13 protein-coding genes are annotated in these 14536 nt (G+C 62.6%); 6 read left to right on the plus strand and 7 right to left on the minus strand.

Going from position 1 to position 14536, the window contains the following annotated elements:
* The first annotated feature begins 55 nt into the window (after positions 1 to 55).
* Genes QOL81_RS09235 through QOL81_RS09245 form a run of 3 tightly spaced genes read left to right on the plus strand, consistent with a single transcriptional unit; the run spans position 56 to position 2749 of the window.
* A complete protein-coding gene (locus QOL81_RS09235; RefSeq protein ID WP_283439831.1) occupies positions 56 to 772 on the plus strand; it encodes an ABC transporter ATP-binding protein in 717 nt (238 codons plus the stop codon).
* A gap of 16 nt (positions 773 to 788) precedes the next feature.
* The gene (locus QOL81_RS09240) at positions 789 to 1745 is read left to right on the plus strand and encodes an ABC transporter substrate-binding protein (protein ID WP_070914064.1); all 957 of its coding nucleotides are present in this window, start codon (positions 789 to 791) and stop codon (positions 1743 to 1745) included.
* The gene (locus tag QOL81_RS09245) at positions 1742 to 2749 is read left to right on the plus strand and encodes a FecCD family ABC transporter permease (protein ID WP_169318140.1); all 1008 of its coding nucleotides are present in this window, start codon (positions 1742 to 1744) and stop codon (positions 2747 to 2749) included. Before QOL81_RS09240 ends, QOL81_RS09245 begins: the two co-directional genes overlap by 4 nt.
* A 13-nt stretch (positions 2750 to 2762) precedes the next feature.
* Here QOL81_RS09245 and QOL81_RS09250 read toward each other — a convergent pair whose 3' ends face one another.
* The 5 genes from QOL81_RS09250 to QOL81_RS09270 form a co-directional block, all read right to left on the minus strand.
* Positions 2763 to 4286, minus strand: a complete 1524-nt coding sequence (locus tag QOL81_RS09250) for a flavodoxin domain-containing protein (protein WP_169318141.1) — start codon at positions 4284 to 4286, stop codon at positions 2763 to 2765.
* A gap of 5 nt (positions 4287 to 4291) precedes the next feature.
* Entirely contained in the window at positions 4292 to 4717 is a 426-nt protein-coding gene (locus QOL81_RS09255; RefSeq protein WP_070914062.1) for a PAS domain-containing protein, read from the minus strand.
* 231 nt (positions 4718 to 4948) lie between these two features.
* Positions 4949 to 6655: a D-lactate dehydrogenase gene (gene dld, locus QOL81_RS09260; RefSeq protein ID WP_060440460.1), complete on the minus strand. Its 1707-nt coding sequence runs from the start codon at positions 6653 to 6655 to the stop codon at positions 4949 to 4951.
* A gap of 125 nt (positions 6656 to 6780) precedes the next feature.
* Positions 6781 to 7575, minus strand: a complete 795-nt coding sequence (gene map, locus QOL81_RS09265) for a type I methionyl aminopeptidase (protein WP_197757744.1) — start codon at positions 7573 to 7575, stop codon at positions 6781 to 6783.
* A complete protein-coding gene (locus QOL81_RS09270; protein ID WP_006324220.1) occupies positions 7572 to 7775 on the minus strand; it encodes a ParD-like family protein in 204 nt (67 codons plus the stop codon). Before QOL81_RS09270 ends, map begins: the two co-directional genes overlap by 4 nt.
* 168 nt (positions 7776 to 7943) lie before the next feature.
* Here QOL81_RS09270 and ddlA point away from each other — a divergent pair, with 168 nt between their 5' ends.
* Positions 7944 to 9047 (plus strand): D-alanine--D-alanine ligase, encoded by a 1104-nt coding sequence (ddlA, locus tag QOL81_RS09275; RefSeq protein ID WP_070914061.1) that lies wholly within the window; start codon positions 7944 to 7946, stop codon positions 9045 to 9047.
* A 34-nt stretch (positions 9048 to 9081) separates the two neighbouring features.
* Here the strand turns inward: ddlA and QOL81_RS09280 are convergent, their stop codons facing one another.
* Together QOL81_RS09280 and QOL81_RS09285 are read right to left on the minus strand one after the other, a co-directional pair.
* The gene (locus QOL81_RS09280) at positions 9082 to 9861 is read right to left on the minus strand and encodes an ABC transporter substrate-binding protein (protein WP_060421038.1); all 780 of its coding nucleotides are present in this window, start codon (positions 9859 to 9861) and stop codon (positions 9082 to 9084) included.
* Positions 9862 to 9895: 34 nt separating this feature from the next.
* Positions 9896 to 11050: a pyridoxal phosphate-dependent aminotransferase gene (locus QOL81_RS09285; RefSeq protein WP_060421041.1), complete on the minus strand. Its 1155-nt coding sequence runs from the start codon at positions 11048 to 11050 to the stop codon at positions 9896 to 9898.
* A gap of 118 nt (positions 11051 to 11168) precedes the next feature.
* Here QOL81_RS09285 and QOL81_RS09290 point away from each other — a divergent pair, with 118 nt between their 5' ends.
* Together QOL81_RS09290 and bglX are read left to right on the plus strand one after the other, a co-directional pair.
* The gene (locus tag QOL81_RS09290; RefSeq protein ID WP_049272239.1) at positions 11169 to 12089 is read left to right on the plus strand and encodes a LysR substrate-binding domain-containing protein; all 921 of its coding nucleotides are present in this window, start codon (positions 11169 to 11171) and stop codon (positions 12087 to 12089) included.
* A gap of 112 nt (positions 12090 to 12201) precedes the next feature.
* Positions 12202 to 14499 carry a beta-glucosidase BglX gene (gene bglX, locus QOL81_RS09295; protein WP_197658344.1) on the plus strand — a complete coding sequence of 766 codons (2298 nt, stop codon included), beginning with the start codon at positions 12202 to 12204 and terminating at the stop codon, positions 14497 to 14499.
* The last annotated feature ends 37 nt before the right edge of the window (positions 14500 to 14536 follow it).

Genomic DNA, 14536 nt, shown 5'->3' on the forward strand with positions numbered 1-14536 from the left:
AGTTCACGACATCCTCCACGTTGATGGAGTTAGCCTGACCGGCCACGGCGGGGCATTGATACTCGACAACATCCATTTCGCGCTGCGCGCCGGTGAGAAGCTGGCGGTGATCGGCCCTAACGGCAGCGGCAAGTCCAGCCTGCTGCGTGCCCTGATCGGCGAAACGCGGCCGGACAGCGGCGGCATTCACTGGCGAGGGCGGGCCTTGTCCGAGTGGCCGGCGGCGGAACGCGCCAAAAGCATCGCCTTTCTGGCGCAAAACGATTCGCCGGATTTGCGGCTGTCGGTTGAGGACTACGTGGCGTTGGGCCGTTTACCGCATGGCGAACGCTCTGCGGCGGGAAAACGCATCGTTGACGAAGCCATCGGGGAAACCGGGCTGGCGCCGCTCAGGCACCATCCGCTGGGGCGGCTCTCGGGCGGTCAGCGTCAGCGCGCCGCGCTGGCCCGGGCGTTGGCACAGTCTCCCGATCTGTTGTTGCTGGATGAACCGACCAATCACCTCGATCCGCCCGGGCGCTCGGCGCTGCTGTCGTTAGTGAAAAATAAAGAGATTGCCGTGATTGCGGTGCTGCACGATTTGCCCGTGGCAGAGGCATTTGCCGATCGGATCCTGGTGCTGAACGAAAGCCGCCAGGTAGCCTGTGGTACGCCCGAGGCGGTGTTGCAAACTCCGGTGATTTTGCCGGTGTTCGGCATGAACAGTTTCCAGGTGGCGCATCCCGTCAGCGGGAAAACGCTGCGCATTTTTGACGTTCCCCATTGTGCTTGATCAACCAGAGAGAAACATGAACGCACGCGTATTCATCCTGCTTCTGCTGCTGGCCGCCAGGTCGGCGGCGGCCGAACATTTTCCCGTCACCGTAGAAAGCTGCGGTGTGCCGGTCACCTTCAACCAGGCGCCGCAGCGCGCCGTCATCAACGACATCAACATGGCCGAGATGGCCTTTGCACTGCATCTGCAGGATCGCATTGTCGGGCTGACCGGCATCACCGGCTGGTACAAACTGACGCCCGACTTCAAGGCCGCGATGGGCGCCATTCCCGAACTGGCGCCGAAATATCCCGCTTTGGAAACGCTGCTGGCGGCACAGCCGGATTTCTTTTTCGCCGGCTGGAATTACGGCATGAAGATCGGCGGCGACGTCACGCCGGAGAAGCTTGCCCCGTTCGGCATCAAAACGCTGGTGCTGAGCGAGAGCTGCGTACAGGCCGGCGGGCGGCCGCAGAAGGCCGATATGAATCTGCTGTATGACGATGAGCTGAAGCTCGGCAAGATTTTCGGCAAGCGGCAAGAGGCCACCGCGCTGGTTGAGGGCTGGCAGCGCCGGTTGGCTGCGCTGCCCGCCAGGCCGGCGGGCCAGGCGCCGCTCAAGGTATTCGTCTATGACTCGGGGGAGGAGAAGCCTTTCACCAGCGGCAAATACGCGATGCCGACGGCGATCGTCGAAGCGGCCGGCGGCCGCAACGTGATGGACGGCTTGCCGGCGAGCTGGACGACGGCGTCCTGGGAGGCGGTAGCGGCGGCCGAGCCCGACTTCATTATTCTGCTGGATTACCAGACCGGATCGGGCGCCGATGCGCTGCGGCGCTTCCTCGAGTCCCACCCGTTGATGAAATTAACGCCTGCCGTACGGCACCATCGCTATCTGAAACTGCAGTATGCGGAGCTGACGCCGGGGCCGGCCAACATCGGCGCAGTGGAAAAGCTGGCGCGGGCGCTGTACGCGCCGGAGGCTGAATGAACTCGCCGACCCGGCGGTTTATGTTGCTCGCGCCGTTGGCGCTGTCGGTATTGTGCGGGTTAATGATCTGGAGCCTGCAGCTGGGCAGCGTCGCGCTGTCATGGCGGCAGACGATGGCGGCATTGGGGCTTTCATCGGCGCCCCTCTCCGGCATGCTGGACACTATCGTCGTGCAACTGCGGGTGCCCAGAGCCTTGCTGGCGGCCTTGACCGGCGCCGGGCTGGCGATGACCGGCGCGCTGCTGCAGACCACCACCCGCAATGAGCTGGCCGATCCTTTTTTGTTTGGGCTCTCCTCCGGCGCCTCCGCCGGCGCGGTGCTGGTCATCACGCGCTTCGGCGATGCGCTGGGCGCGCTGACGTTGCCGCTGTCCGCCTTCGCCGGCGGCGTTTTGTCCGCCTTGGCGGTGATGATCCTGTTTCGCGTCGGCCGGGTCAGGCGCGCCGAGCAGCTGATCGTCTGCGGCCTAGCGGTCTCGTTTTTGTTCAGCGCGCTCACCAGCTACCTGGTGTTTTCCGGCGATCAGCGGGCGGCCGGTTCGGTGTTGTTCTGGTCGCTCGGCGGGTTGGGGCTGGCGCGCTGGGATAATCTGTTCATTCCGCTGGCGAGTTTCGTGCTGCTGGCCGGGTTTACGGCGCTGCGTTGGCGGGCGCTGGACGCGCTGCTGGCTGGCGAGCAAACCGCCCATTCGATGGGGGTCAGCGTGGCGCGCCTGCGCACCGAGACCTTTCTGTGCTGCGCACTGTCCACGGCGTTTCTCGTCTCGCTGACGGGCGTGATCGGCTTTGTCGGGCTGATGGTGCCCTATCTGGCCCGGCGCCTGGTGGGCGTGCGCCACCGTTTGGCCGTGCCGATGTGCGGCTTGCTGGGGGCGACGCTGCTGACCGGCGGCGACATGCTCAGCCGCAGTCTGATCCCCCATCAGGAGCTGCCTATCGGCATCATTACGGCCGGGCTGGGGGGCGCGTTCATCGTGTCCTTGCTGCTGCGTGCGGAACGATGAACGCCACCCTGTTTCAATAGAGCTCCAGATGCAGGCGCTGCTGCTCAATCAGCGTCTGCCACAGGTTTTCCGCCCCGCAGGCTTGCTCCAGCGCCGTCGCCACGGCATGTTCCAGATACTGGCGATTGCCGCACAGGTAGACATGCGCTCCCCGCCGCAGCAAGCCGCTGATGGCATCGGCATGCTCGCCGATCGCATGCTGTACATAATATTTGGCGGCGGCGTCGCGCGAGAAGGCGGTGATGAGGCGCGTGAGTACGCCCGCCGCGTTCAGTGCTTCTAACGCTTCGTGATACAGGAAGTCTTCATCGCGCCGTTTTTCGCCGAAGATCAGCACGGTTTCGCGCCGTTCACCCTGGGCGGCCATTTCGCGCAGCAAGCCTATCAAGGGCGCGATGCCGGTACCGGTACCGATAAGCAGCACCGGCACAGTGGTATCGCGCGGCAGGTAAAAGCCGGGGTTAGCGCGGCAGAAGAGGCGGAAAGGGCCGGGTTGGCTGAGCAGCCAGCCGGTCGCCGTGCCGCGCCGGGTGCGGCCGTCGCGTTCATATCGTACGTCGCGCACGCACAGGTCGAGGCTCTCTGCCTGCGTTGCCGAAGCGATGGAGTAGGCGCGCGGCAGGCAAACGGGCAGCAGCGCCAACAGGTTCTCCAGCGTGACCGTCTGCGGCGGGCAAAAATCGTGCAGTACATCCAGCAGATCGGCGCCGTACAGATAGCTCTCCAGGGCTTTGCGCTGGCGGATCTTGAGCAAGCCTTTGAGCTCTTCGCTGTCGGCCAACTGCGCCAGTTCGCGCAGCGTCGTTTTGCTGAGCTGGCGCAGTTCCCGGCGGTGCAGCGCGTCGGCGGTCTCCGGCCTGCCGAGCCAGTTAGCCAGCCGGGTCAATAATCCTTCGTCGTTCTCCGGCAACAGATAGACGGTATCCCCAGCCCGGTAAACGATGCCGCTGCCGGCGATATTCAACCGCAGGTGCCAGGCCTGCGGCGTGCGTGCGCTGAGCGGCCGCCGTTCAAGGAGGGCGGCGCTGAACGCATGGTCTTCGCCGTAGGCGGTCACGCGCAGATGCAAATCGCGGCCGGCCTGGGCATCACCGGCCAGCACCTTCTCCAGCGTCGTCAGCCAGGTTGCGAAGAACGGTTCGAAGTTAACGTCGGCGTCGACGCGATTGATGATGGCGCGGGCGCCGTATTGCGTCAGACGTGCATCCAGCGCCTGCGTGAAGCCGCAGAAATGCGGGTACGCGGTGTCGCCGAGACCGAAGATGGCGTAGCGCAACCGGTGGCGATCCGGCCATTGCGCCAGCGCGTCGGAAAAACGCTCGGCGTTGGCGGGCGGTTCGCCGTCGCCAAATGAGCTGGAGACGATCAGCAGGGCGTCACGTTCGCCCACATCGGCGGGCTGGATGGCGTTGAGTTCTTTCACGACGGGGCGGTAGGGTTGCAGGCTGCTTTGCTCGCCCAGGCGCATCGCCAGCGCCCGGGCGTTGCCCGACTCCGAACCGTAACCAATAAGGATGCGTTCGATAAGGTCGGCCATGGCGGTTACTTGTCGTAGTGGTTGTCGAACTGTTCTTTGGCGAATTCCACCGATTCGAAGTCGGTCATCAGATCGTTGATCACGCGGCGGATGCTGATATAGGCCGCGATATTGCCCTGGGCGTCATACAGCGGCTGCACCGTGGTGTCGACCACGTACAGCACGCCGCCTTTGCCGACGTTCGGAATGATGCCGGTCCAGATGCCGCCTGCCTTGATGGTGTCCCACATCGCTTTGTAAACGGCTTTCGGCACGGAAGGGTGGCGCACGATGCTGTGGGGCTGGCCCACCAGCTCTTCCCGGGAAAAGCCGGTCAGTTGGCAAAACAGATCGTTGACGTAGGTGATGGTGCCCTGCAGATCGGTGGTGGAGATCACCATCACTTTATCGAGCGCGGACAACAGCTGGGCGGAAGCGAGGGTCTGACTCATGGTAGGTTCCTTCTCATTAACAACTTCGCGGTGATTGCCACGGCGGATGCCATGTATCCGTCATGACAGCTTTGTAATTGATTCTCATTTGCGATTGTGCGGTGAATGGTAATCGGGAAATTTATAAGTTGCAATAAAAATACATCTTTAAGGGCGCAGAAAGGTCACGACGAGGCAGGCAGGGGGAGAGGAAGCCCGCGCCGGGTGTGGCGGCGGGCCAATCGGGCGGTCTTAGTGGGGGTCTTCGGCCCAGCCTTTACGTTTGCTGGTTTTGCCGATGCCGGGGTTGAAGCTGTTGGTCGGATCGGCGGTGCGGTAGAACGCCTGCAGATCTGCCTTGGCGTGGTACAGGTGGCCGACGTTATGTTCCGCTGGGTACTCGGCGCCGCGCCGGTTGAGGATCTCGAGCATTTTTTCCTTCAGCGCGTGGCTGTCGACGCCCTTTTTCACCACGTAGTCCTGATGGAAGACGTGGCACATAAAGTGGCCGTAATACAGCTTATGCACCAGCTGGCTGTCGATCTCCGGCGGCAGGGTTTCGAACCAGTCGGTGTCGTTGCGGCGCAGGGCGATATCCAGCGCCAGAATATCCTCCACCTTGTCGGCGTGCACCGCATGGTAGCGCACGGCGGCGCCGGCGGCGGCGAAGCGGTGCAGGAAGGCCTTTTTGCCTTCGTCAGGCGTGCAGGTGAAGAAAGCGCCTTCGGCCTGGGCGAAGTACTCGGTCAGGTAGCGCTGCGCTTCGTCTACGCCGGGGCCGGCCATCTTCAGCAGCAGGTGATGTTCGAAACGTTCGCGGTATTCCTTCATGCGCTTCGGCAGGTGGCTCGGCGCCAGATGGCTCAGGCCCTGCATCAGCCGATCGGTCAGGTTGTGCGGCAGCAGCGGCAGCTTGTTGAGGCTGGCGTCCATACGGCCTTTCAGGGTGAAGAAGCGCGGCATCTGATCGGTGCCGAGCTTGTCGATCATCATGAAGGTGTCTTTGCCGTACACCTCGGCGATGTCGAAGATATCGCGGTGCATGTACTCACCGGCCACCGGCAGGTTTTCGAACTGGCTCAGCATGTGGCGGCGCAGTTCGGTCAGCACCGCGGTGTCGTTGGTGCCGATATAGAACACCTGCTCTTTGCCTTCTTTCTCGAAGGTGTCGAGCCGCACCGCGAACACCGCCAGCTTGCCGGCGCAGCCGGAGGCCTCGTACAGGCGGCGTTTGTCGGCGTTGAAGCGGGAAGGGGTGTCGGCATCGACGTCGCGCACCCGGCTGGCGTACTCGTTATCCGAGGCGCGCAGCTCGCCGTATTCGACGTCTGTCGGGCGATAGTCGCCTTTTTCTAGCCGGGTAAGGATCTCTTCCGGCGTGTCGCCGAGGCGGATGCCCAGATGGTTCACCAGGCGCAGCTGGCCGTCTTCCCCTAGCTGGGCGTACAGCGCCATTTCGGTATAGGCCGGGCCGCGTTTCACCAGCGAGCCGCCGGAGTTGTTGCACACGCCGCCGATCACCGAGGCGCCGATGCAGGAGGAACCGATCACCGAATGCGGTTCACGGCCGTAGGGCTTGAGCAATTTCTCGAGGTGGTGCAGGGTGCTGCCGGGGAAGCCGACCACCTGTTTGCCGTTGTCCAGTACCTGAATATGGTCGAGGCGCAGGGTGCTGACGATGACGATGTCGCGGTCATAGTCGTTGCCGCTGGGGGTCGATCCTTCGGTCAGGCCGGTATTGGCGGCCTGCATGATGACGATTTTGTCGGCGGCCACGCAGGCCTGCAGAATGCGCCACAGCTGCAGCAGGCTGGTGGGAAACACCACCGCCAGCGCCTGGCCTTCGCCGGAGCGGAACCCCTTGCGATACCGCTCGGTGTTGCGATCGCCGGTCAACAGCTGCGGGCCGCCGACGATGTCTTTAAGCTGGTTGATAAATGCCTGATTGCCTGACTGCATGCTGCCTGTCTCCCTGTCATCCCCGTCGCTTTAACCGCGGCGCCGGAGTGCCGCATATAAGCTAAGAGGTTATCAATTAAATAACTTATTAAGCTATCAGCCTGTCAGACTAATGGCTTGCGGGTTTAGTAGCGCTCGGCGTAGCCGGCTCGGCGCTCTTCGTCGCGTAGCGTCAGGATCTCCACGCCGTCGGCGGTGACCGCCACGGTGTGCTCCCACTGCGCCGACAGTTTTTTGTCGCGCGTCACCACCGTCCAGCCGTCCTTCTTCTGCTTGATGCGGCGGTCACCCTGGTTGATCATCGGCTCAATGGTGAACACCATGCCTTCCTGCAGCACCATGCCGCTGCCGGGTTGGCCGTAGTGCAACACCGCCGGCTCTTCATGCATATCGCGGCCGATGCCGTGGCCGCAATACTCCCGTACGATGCTGTAGCCGGCCTGTTCGGCGTGCCGCTGGATGGCGTGGCCGATATCGCCCAGGGTCGCGCCCGGTTTCACCGCGCGAATGCCCTGCCACATCGATTCATAGACGTTGTTCACCAGCCGTTTGGCCAGCGGCGTCACCTGGCCGACGCAGTACATCTTGCTGGAGTCGGCGATATAACCGCCGTTTTCCAGCGTGATGTCTACGTTGACGATCATGCCGGAACGCAGGATTTTGCTGGCCGACGGCACCCCGTGGCACACCACATCGTCGATTGAGGTGTTGAGCACATAGGGGAAATCATACTGCCCTTTGCTGGCCGGGCGCGACTTCAGCTCGTCGACGATAAACGCCTCGGCGCGGTCGTTGATCTCCATGGTGGAGATGCCTTCGACGATGACCTCATCGAGCATAGCAAACACTTTCGCCAGCAGGGCGCCGGAATGGCGCATTTTGGCAATCTCTTCCGGCGTTTTAATCACAATCTGTTTCACCCGACAATCTCCTTCAGCGTCAGCGCATTATCTTTCATCATTTTTTTTACCAGTTGCGGGTAGGTCAGTTCCGGATGGAACTCCGCCAGCATGCCGATCTTGATCCAGTACTCGGCCTGCGCGTTGATCGAACGCGTCATGGTCAGGCTGGCGAGGCGCAGATCGTCATGCAGCGCGTCCGAAATTTTTACGATGCCCATCGGCGTCTCCCTAAGTGAACGATATACGAAGTGTATACGCTTTGGATGGTCGCGATGTGGCATTCTGTGGCGTAAGAAGATTCTGGCAACAACGATTGCCGCCGCCAGACAATGCGTTTATTGTGATGAACGACTTTTTTGCCATGATTTTTCAGAAGGATTTAAGGCGTGACTAAACTACGTGTTGGGGTGATTTTTGGCGGTAAATCGGCGGAGCATGAGGTGTCGCTGCAGTCGGCCAAAAACATTGTGGATGCAATCGACAAAGAGAAGTTTGACGTCACGCTGCTGGGGATCGACAAACAGGGGCAGTGGCACATCAACGACGCCTCCAACTACCTGCTCAACGCCGAGAACCCGGCGCTGATCGCGCTGAACCGCTCGAACAAGAACGTGGCGCTGATCCCGGGCCAGGAAAAACAGCAGCTGATCGAAGCGGGCAGCGCCGGCGCGCTGGGCCAGCTCGACGTCATCTTCCCGATCGTGCACGGCACGCTGGGGGAGGACGGTTCGCTGCAGGGGCTGCTGCGCATGGCCAATATGCCGTTCGTCGGCGCCGGCGTGCTCGGTTCGGCGGTCAGCATGGACAAAGACGTGACCAAGCGCCTGCTGCGCGACGCCGGGCTGGCGGTGGCGCCGTTCGTCACCCTGACGCGCGCCAACCGCGCCGGATTCACGTTTGAGCAACTGAGCGAGCACCTCGGCCTGCCGCTGTTCGTCAAGCCGGCCAACCAGGGCTCCTCGGTCGGGGTCAGCAAGGTGGAAAACCGCGCCGAGTTCGACGCGGCGGTATCGCTGGCCTTCAGCTTCGATCACAAAGTGCTGGTGGAGTCGGCGATCGTCGGCCGCGAGATCGAGTGCGCGGTGCTGGGCAACGACGATCCGCAGGCCAGCGTGTGCGGCGAGATCGTGCTGAGCGACGCCTTCTATTCTTACGACACCAAATACATCAATGAGCAGGGCGCTCAGGTGGTGGTGCCGGCGGCAATCGCGCCGGAAGTGAGCGACCACATCCGCGAGGTGGCGCTGAAGGCGTTCCGCACGCTGGAGTGCTTCGGACTGGCGCGGGTGGATGTGTTCCTGACGCCGGACAACCAGGTGGTAATCAACGAAATCAACACGCTGCCGGGCTTCACCAACATCAGCATGTATCCCAAGCTGTGGGCCGCCAGCGGCGTCAGCTATCAGGCGCTGATCACGCGCCTGATCGAATTGGCGCTGGAGCGCCACCAGCAGGATCGTGCGCTGAACAGTTCGGTATTCGATCGCTAAACGCGGGAGGGGGCGGCGGTGCCGCCCCCGTCTATCACTTCACCGTCACGTCGATGTCGCCGAAATACTTCTTCGACAGCGCCGCCACCGTGCCTTGCTGTTTCACTTTGGCGATGGCGGCATCCAGTTTTTTCTTCAGCGCCTCATCCCCTTTACGCAGGCCGAAGGCGATACCTTCACCGAGGATTTTGTCGTCGCGCACCGCCTCGCCGACGAAGGCGAAGCCTTTGCCGTCCGGCTGCGACAGGAAGCCGCTTTGCCCCGACGGCGCCATCACCAGCGTGGCGTCGAGCCGACCGGCCGCCAGATCGAGGTAAACCTGATTCTGATCCTGATAAGACACCACGTCCACGCCCGCCGGCGCCCAATGGGTTTTGGCGTAAATCTCCTGAATCGATCCTTGCAGCACGCCCACGTGTTTGCCCGCCAGCGATTTGGCGTCCGGCAGCAGGCCGCTGTCGGCCTTGGCGATCAGGCGGTTCGGCACCTGATAGATGGCGTCGGTAAAGGCGATCGCCTGACGCCGCTGTTCGGTCACGTTCATCGCCGAGTTGATGGCGTCGAACTTGCGCGCCTGCAATGCCGGGATCAGGCTGTCGAACGAGGTTTCCACCCAGCTGCATTTCAACTGCGCGGCGGCGCATACCGCGTCGCCCAGTTCGATGTCGAACCCTTCCAGTTTGCCGCTGGCGGATTTGGATTCGAACGGCGGATACAGCGCTTCCAGGCCGAAGCGCAGGCTGTTTTCCGCCGCCAGCGAAGTGCCGGCGGCCAGCAGGCATCCGGCGGCGAACAGCGTTTTCAGTGCTTTCATAGGCAGTGCCCCTTTCCCATGGTCGGACAAAAAATTACGCCTGGCTCAGGCGGCGCGCGCCTTCCAGCAGGGTCTCGTTATCTTTGGAAAAACTCAGCCGGATTAGGCCGGTATTGGTGCCGTCGCTGTAGAACGCCGACAGCGGGATCGTCGCCACCTTCGCTTCGCGGATCAAGCGTACGGCGAAATCATTGTCGCTTTCGTGACTGAAGCCGCTAAAACGGGCCAGCATGAAGAAGCTGCCGTGGCTGGGCAGCAGCTCAAAGCGAGAATCCTGCAAGGCGCTGGCCAGCAGATCGCGCTTTTGTTGGTAAAACGCCGCCAGCCCCAGGTAGCTCTGCGGGTTGGCGAGCGCGGCGGCGAAGGCGTGTTGCATCGGCGTATCGGCGGAGAACACCATAAACTGGTGCACCTTGCGGATCTCGTCCATCAGCGCCGCCGGCGCCAGGCAGTAGCCGACGCGCCAGCCGGTGACGTGGTAGGTTTTACCGAACGACGACACGATCACGCTGCGTTCCGCCAGCTGCGGATAGCGCGCCATGCTGTGGTGAATTTCGCCGTCGAACACCACGTGTTCGTAGACCTCGTCGGACAGGATCACGATGTCGGTGTCGCGGGTCAGGGCGGTCAGGCGTTCGATGTCGTGCTCGTCAAACACCGCGCCGGTCGGGTTGTGCGGCGTGTTGATGATGATCATGCGCGTTTTGCCGTTGATGGCGGCGGCCACTTCGTCCCAGTCGACGCGAAAATCCTGCAGCGACAGTTTGATCGCCACCGGCGTGGCGCCCTGCAGGCGCACGATCGGCGCATAGCTGTCGAACGCCGGTTCGAAATAGATCACCTCGTCGCCGGGATGCACCAGCGCGCTGATCGCCGAGTACAGCCCTTCGCTGGCGCTGGCGATCACCGTGATTTCTTCGTCGGCGTCATAGCGTGCGCCATACAATCGTTCAGCTTTTTCCGCCAGAGCAGCACGTAACGCCGCCACGCCGCTCATCGGCGCGTATTGGTTATGACCTGTGCGCATGGCTTGCGCCGTAGCCTCGATCAGCTGCGGGTCGCCGGCGAAGTTGGGCGCGCCCTGCGACAGATTGAGGGCCTGATGTTCTGCGCTGAGTTGGCCAATGACGGTGAAAATGGTGGTGCCGACGTCCGGCAGCTTCGAGCGGGATGAACAGGCGCTCTGCATGATGGGCTCCAGGCAAACAGGGAAGTGTTGAGCGATTAAGCATTAGCCGGCGTAGGCGGACAAGGGAAAGTTTGTCATACTTGCCATGCACTACGATCATACCTAATCGAGGCCCGCTATGCCGATATCCCTGCCGTCGCTCGACGTGTTGAAAACCTTCGTGGTGGTGGCGCAACGCCTCAACTTTACCCATGCCGCCCGGGAGCTGCACCTGACGCAGGGGGCGGTCAGCCGGCAAATTCTCGGGCTGGAGCAGCGCCTGGGTTATCCGCTGTTCAGCCGCCAGGCGCGCGGTTTGGCGCTGACGCCGCAGGGCGCGCAGCTGCTGGCGCCGGTGCAGCAGGCGCTGGGGCAGCTGGACGAGGCGCTGACGCGGGCCGCCGCCCCGCCGGGGGCGCTGCGCATCAAATGCCCGACCTGCGCGATGCGCTGGGTGCTGCCGCGCGTGATTCGCCTGCAGAATGAACGGCCGGACATGCATATCGAGCTGACCGCCTCGGTGTCGCACGGCCTGGATTTCAGCACCGAGCAGTTTGACGCCGCGGTGGTATTCGGCCGGCCGCCGGGTAAAAAGCTGGCCGCGCACCTGCTGTTCGACGAAATCCTCACGCCGGTCTGCACGCCGACGTTTCTGCCGCCGGCGCCCCGGCTGGCGGATTTGACGGACAAAACCCTGCTGCACCCGACGCGCGATCGGCGCGACTGGCTGCGCTGGCTGAAGGCGGCGGGGGCCGATGCGCTGCCGTCCGGCAAGGCTCAGCATTTCGATACTCTCGATCTGGCGATGAGCGCCGCGCTGCAGGGGTTCGGCATCGCCATCGGCGATCTGTGTCTGCTGGAGGAGGATATTCAGGCGCGGCGCGTCGTCACGCCTTTCCCGCTCTGCGTCAGCAGCGGCGCGGCCTATTATCTGGTCTATCCTGAACGCGGGGCGCCGCCGCCGGCGTTGGCGCCGCTGATCGATTTTCTGACGGCGGAGGCCGCCGACAGCCGCGCCCGGCTGCAGAATTACCTGCCGATAACCTGTAATGCTTTGTAAACATTACCGATGCGAATTCCCTTGGCGATGAAACAGAGTGTGGCAAACTGTTTCTTCACTCCGATTAAACCTCGCGGCTTTGGCTGCGGAAACACGCCTGAGATAAAACAAGATGAAATGGCTTTGTGTGGTGAGTATGTTGTCCGGTCTGGCCCTCAGCCCGGCTTTTGCGCAGGAAACGCCGATAACGCAGGGCATTCACACCCAGCAGCGCGACGCCTTCGTGTCCCATTTGATGAAACAGATGACGCTGGAAGAGAAGATCGGCCAGCTGCGGCTGATCAGCGTCGGGCCGGATAACCCGAAAGAAGCGATCCGCGAGGGCATCCGCAAAGGGCAGATCGGCGCCATCTTCAATACCGTCACCCGCCCGGACATTCGGGTGATGCAGGATCAGGCGATGCAGCTCAGTCGCCTCAAAATTCCGTTGTTCTTCGCCTATGACGTGGTGCACGGCCAGCGCACCGTGTTCCCGATCAGCCTGGGGCTGGCGGCCAGCTTCGATCTGGAAGCCATTGCGCTCAGCGCCCGCGTGGCGGCGCAGGAGGCCAGCGATGACGGTCTGAACATGACCTTCGCGCCGATGGTCGATATCACCCGCGATCCGCGCTGGGGCCGGGTCTCCGAAGGCTTCGGCGAAGACACCTGGCTGGTGTCGAAAATCGCCAAAGTGATGGTCGACGGTTATCAAAACGGCGACCCGGCCAAGCCCGGTTCGGTGATGGCCAGCGTTAAGCACTTTGCGTTGTACGGCGCCGTCGAAGGCGGCCGCGATTACAACACCGTCGACATGAGCCCGCTGCGCATGTATCAGGACTATCTGCCGCCTTACAAAGCGGCGGTGGATGCCGGCAGCGGCGGGGTGATGGTGTCGCTTAACTCGGTGAACGGCGTGCCGGCCACCGCCAACCCGTGGCTGCTGAAAGACCTGCTGCGCGACCAGTGGGGCTTTAAAGGCATCACAATCAGCGACCATGGCGCAATTAAAGAGCTGATTAAACACGGCGTGGCCGCTGACGCGCGCGACGCGGTACGCCTGGCAATCACCTCCGGCGTCGACATGAGCATGAGCGACGAGTTTTACGACAAATACCTGCCGGGTCTGGTGAAAGACGGGCTGGTGCCTGAAAGCGATATCGATCGCGCCTGCCGCGACGTGCTGAACACCAAGTACGACATGGGGCTGTTCACCGATCCGTATGTGCATCTGGGCCCGGCGGGTTCCGACCCGCAGGACACCAACGCCGAAAGCCGTCTGCACCGCGCCGAGGCGCGGGTGGTGGCACGCAAAACGATGGTGTTGCTGAAGAACGATAAGCAGACGCTGCCGCTGAGCAAGCAGGCGACCATCGCGCTGGTCGGGCCGATGGCCGACAGCCAGCGCGACGTGATGGGCAGCTGGTCGGCCGCCGGAGTGGTCAAGCAGTCGGTGACCCTGCGTGAAGGGCTGGAGCAGGCGGTGGGCGACAAGGCGCGCATTCTTTACGCCAAGGGCGCCAACGTCACGCAGGATAAGGGCATCATCGACTACCTGAACGAGTATGAGCCGGCGGTGGCGTTCGATACCCGTTCGCCGCAGCAGATGATCGACGAAGCGGTACAGGCGGCGAACAAGGCCGACGTGGTCGTGGCGGTGGTGGGGGAATCGCAGGGTATGGCGCACGAGGCCTCCAGCCGCGCCGATATCACGATCCCGCAGAGCCAGCGCGATCTGATCGCCGCGCTGAAAGCCACCGGCAAGCCGCTGGTGCTGGTGCTGATGAACGGCCGGCCGCTGGCGCTGAGCTGGGAGAGCGAGCAGGCGGACGCGATGCTGGAAACCTGGTACAGCGGCACCGAGGGCGGCAACGCGGTGGCGGACGTGCTGTTCGGCGACTACAACCCGTCGGGCAAGCTGCCGATGACCTTCCCGCGCTCGGTCGGCCAGATCCCGATGTACTACAACCACCTGAACACCGGCCGCCCGTTCGGCAAGGAGAATCCGGGCAAGTACACCTCGCGCTACTTCGATTCGCCGAACGGCCCGCTGTATCCGTTCGGTTACGGCCTGAGCTACACCACCTTCAGCCTGTCGGATCTGAAACTGTCCAGCCCGACGATGGCGCGCAACGGCAAGCTAACCGCCAGCGTCACGCTGAAAAATACCGGCAAGTACGACGGTGCCACGGTGGTGCAGCTGTATCTGCAGGACGTGACCGCCTCGGTCAGCCGGCCGGTAAAAGAGCTGCGCAACTTCAAGAAAGTGACGCTGAAGGCCGGCCAGTCGCAGCAGGTTGAGCTGCCGATTAGCGAAGACGATCTGAAGTTCTACAACGCCAGCTTGAAATGGGGGGCGGAGCCGGGCAAATTCAACGTGTTCGTCGGCCTGGACTCCGACAACGTGCAGGCGCAAAGTTTTACGCTGAAGTAACCCTGTCCCCCTCGTTCGCCGCGCTGAGCGAGGGGGC

Source organism: Serratia sp. CC22-02 (genome assembly GCF_900182895.1).
GTDB classification, from domain to species: Bacteria; Pseudomonadota; Gammaproteobacteria; order Enterobacterales; family Enterobacteriaceae; genus Serratia; species Serratia nevei.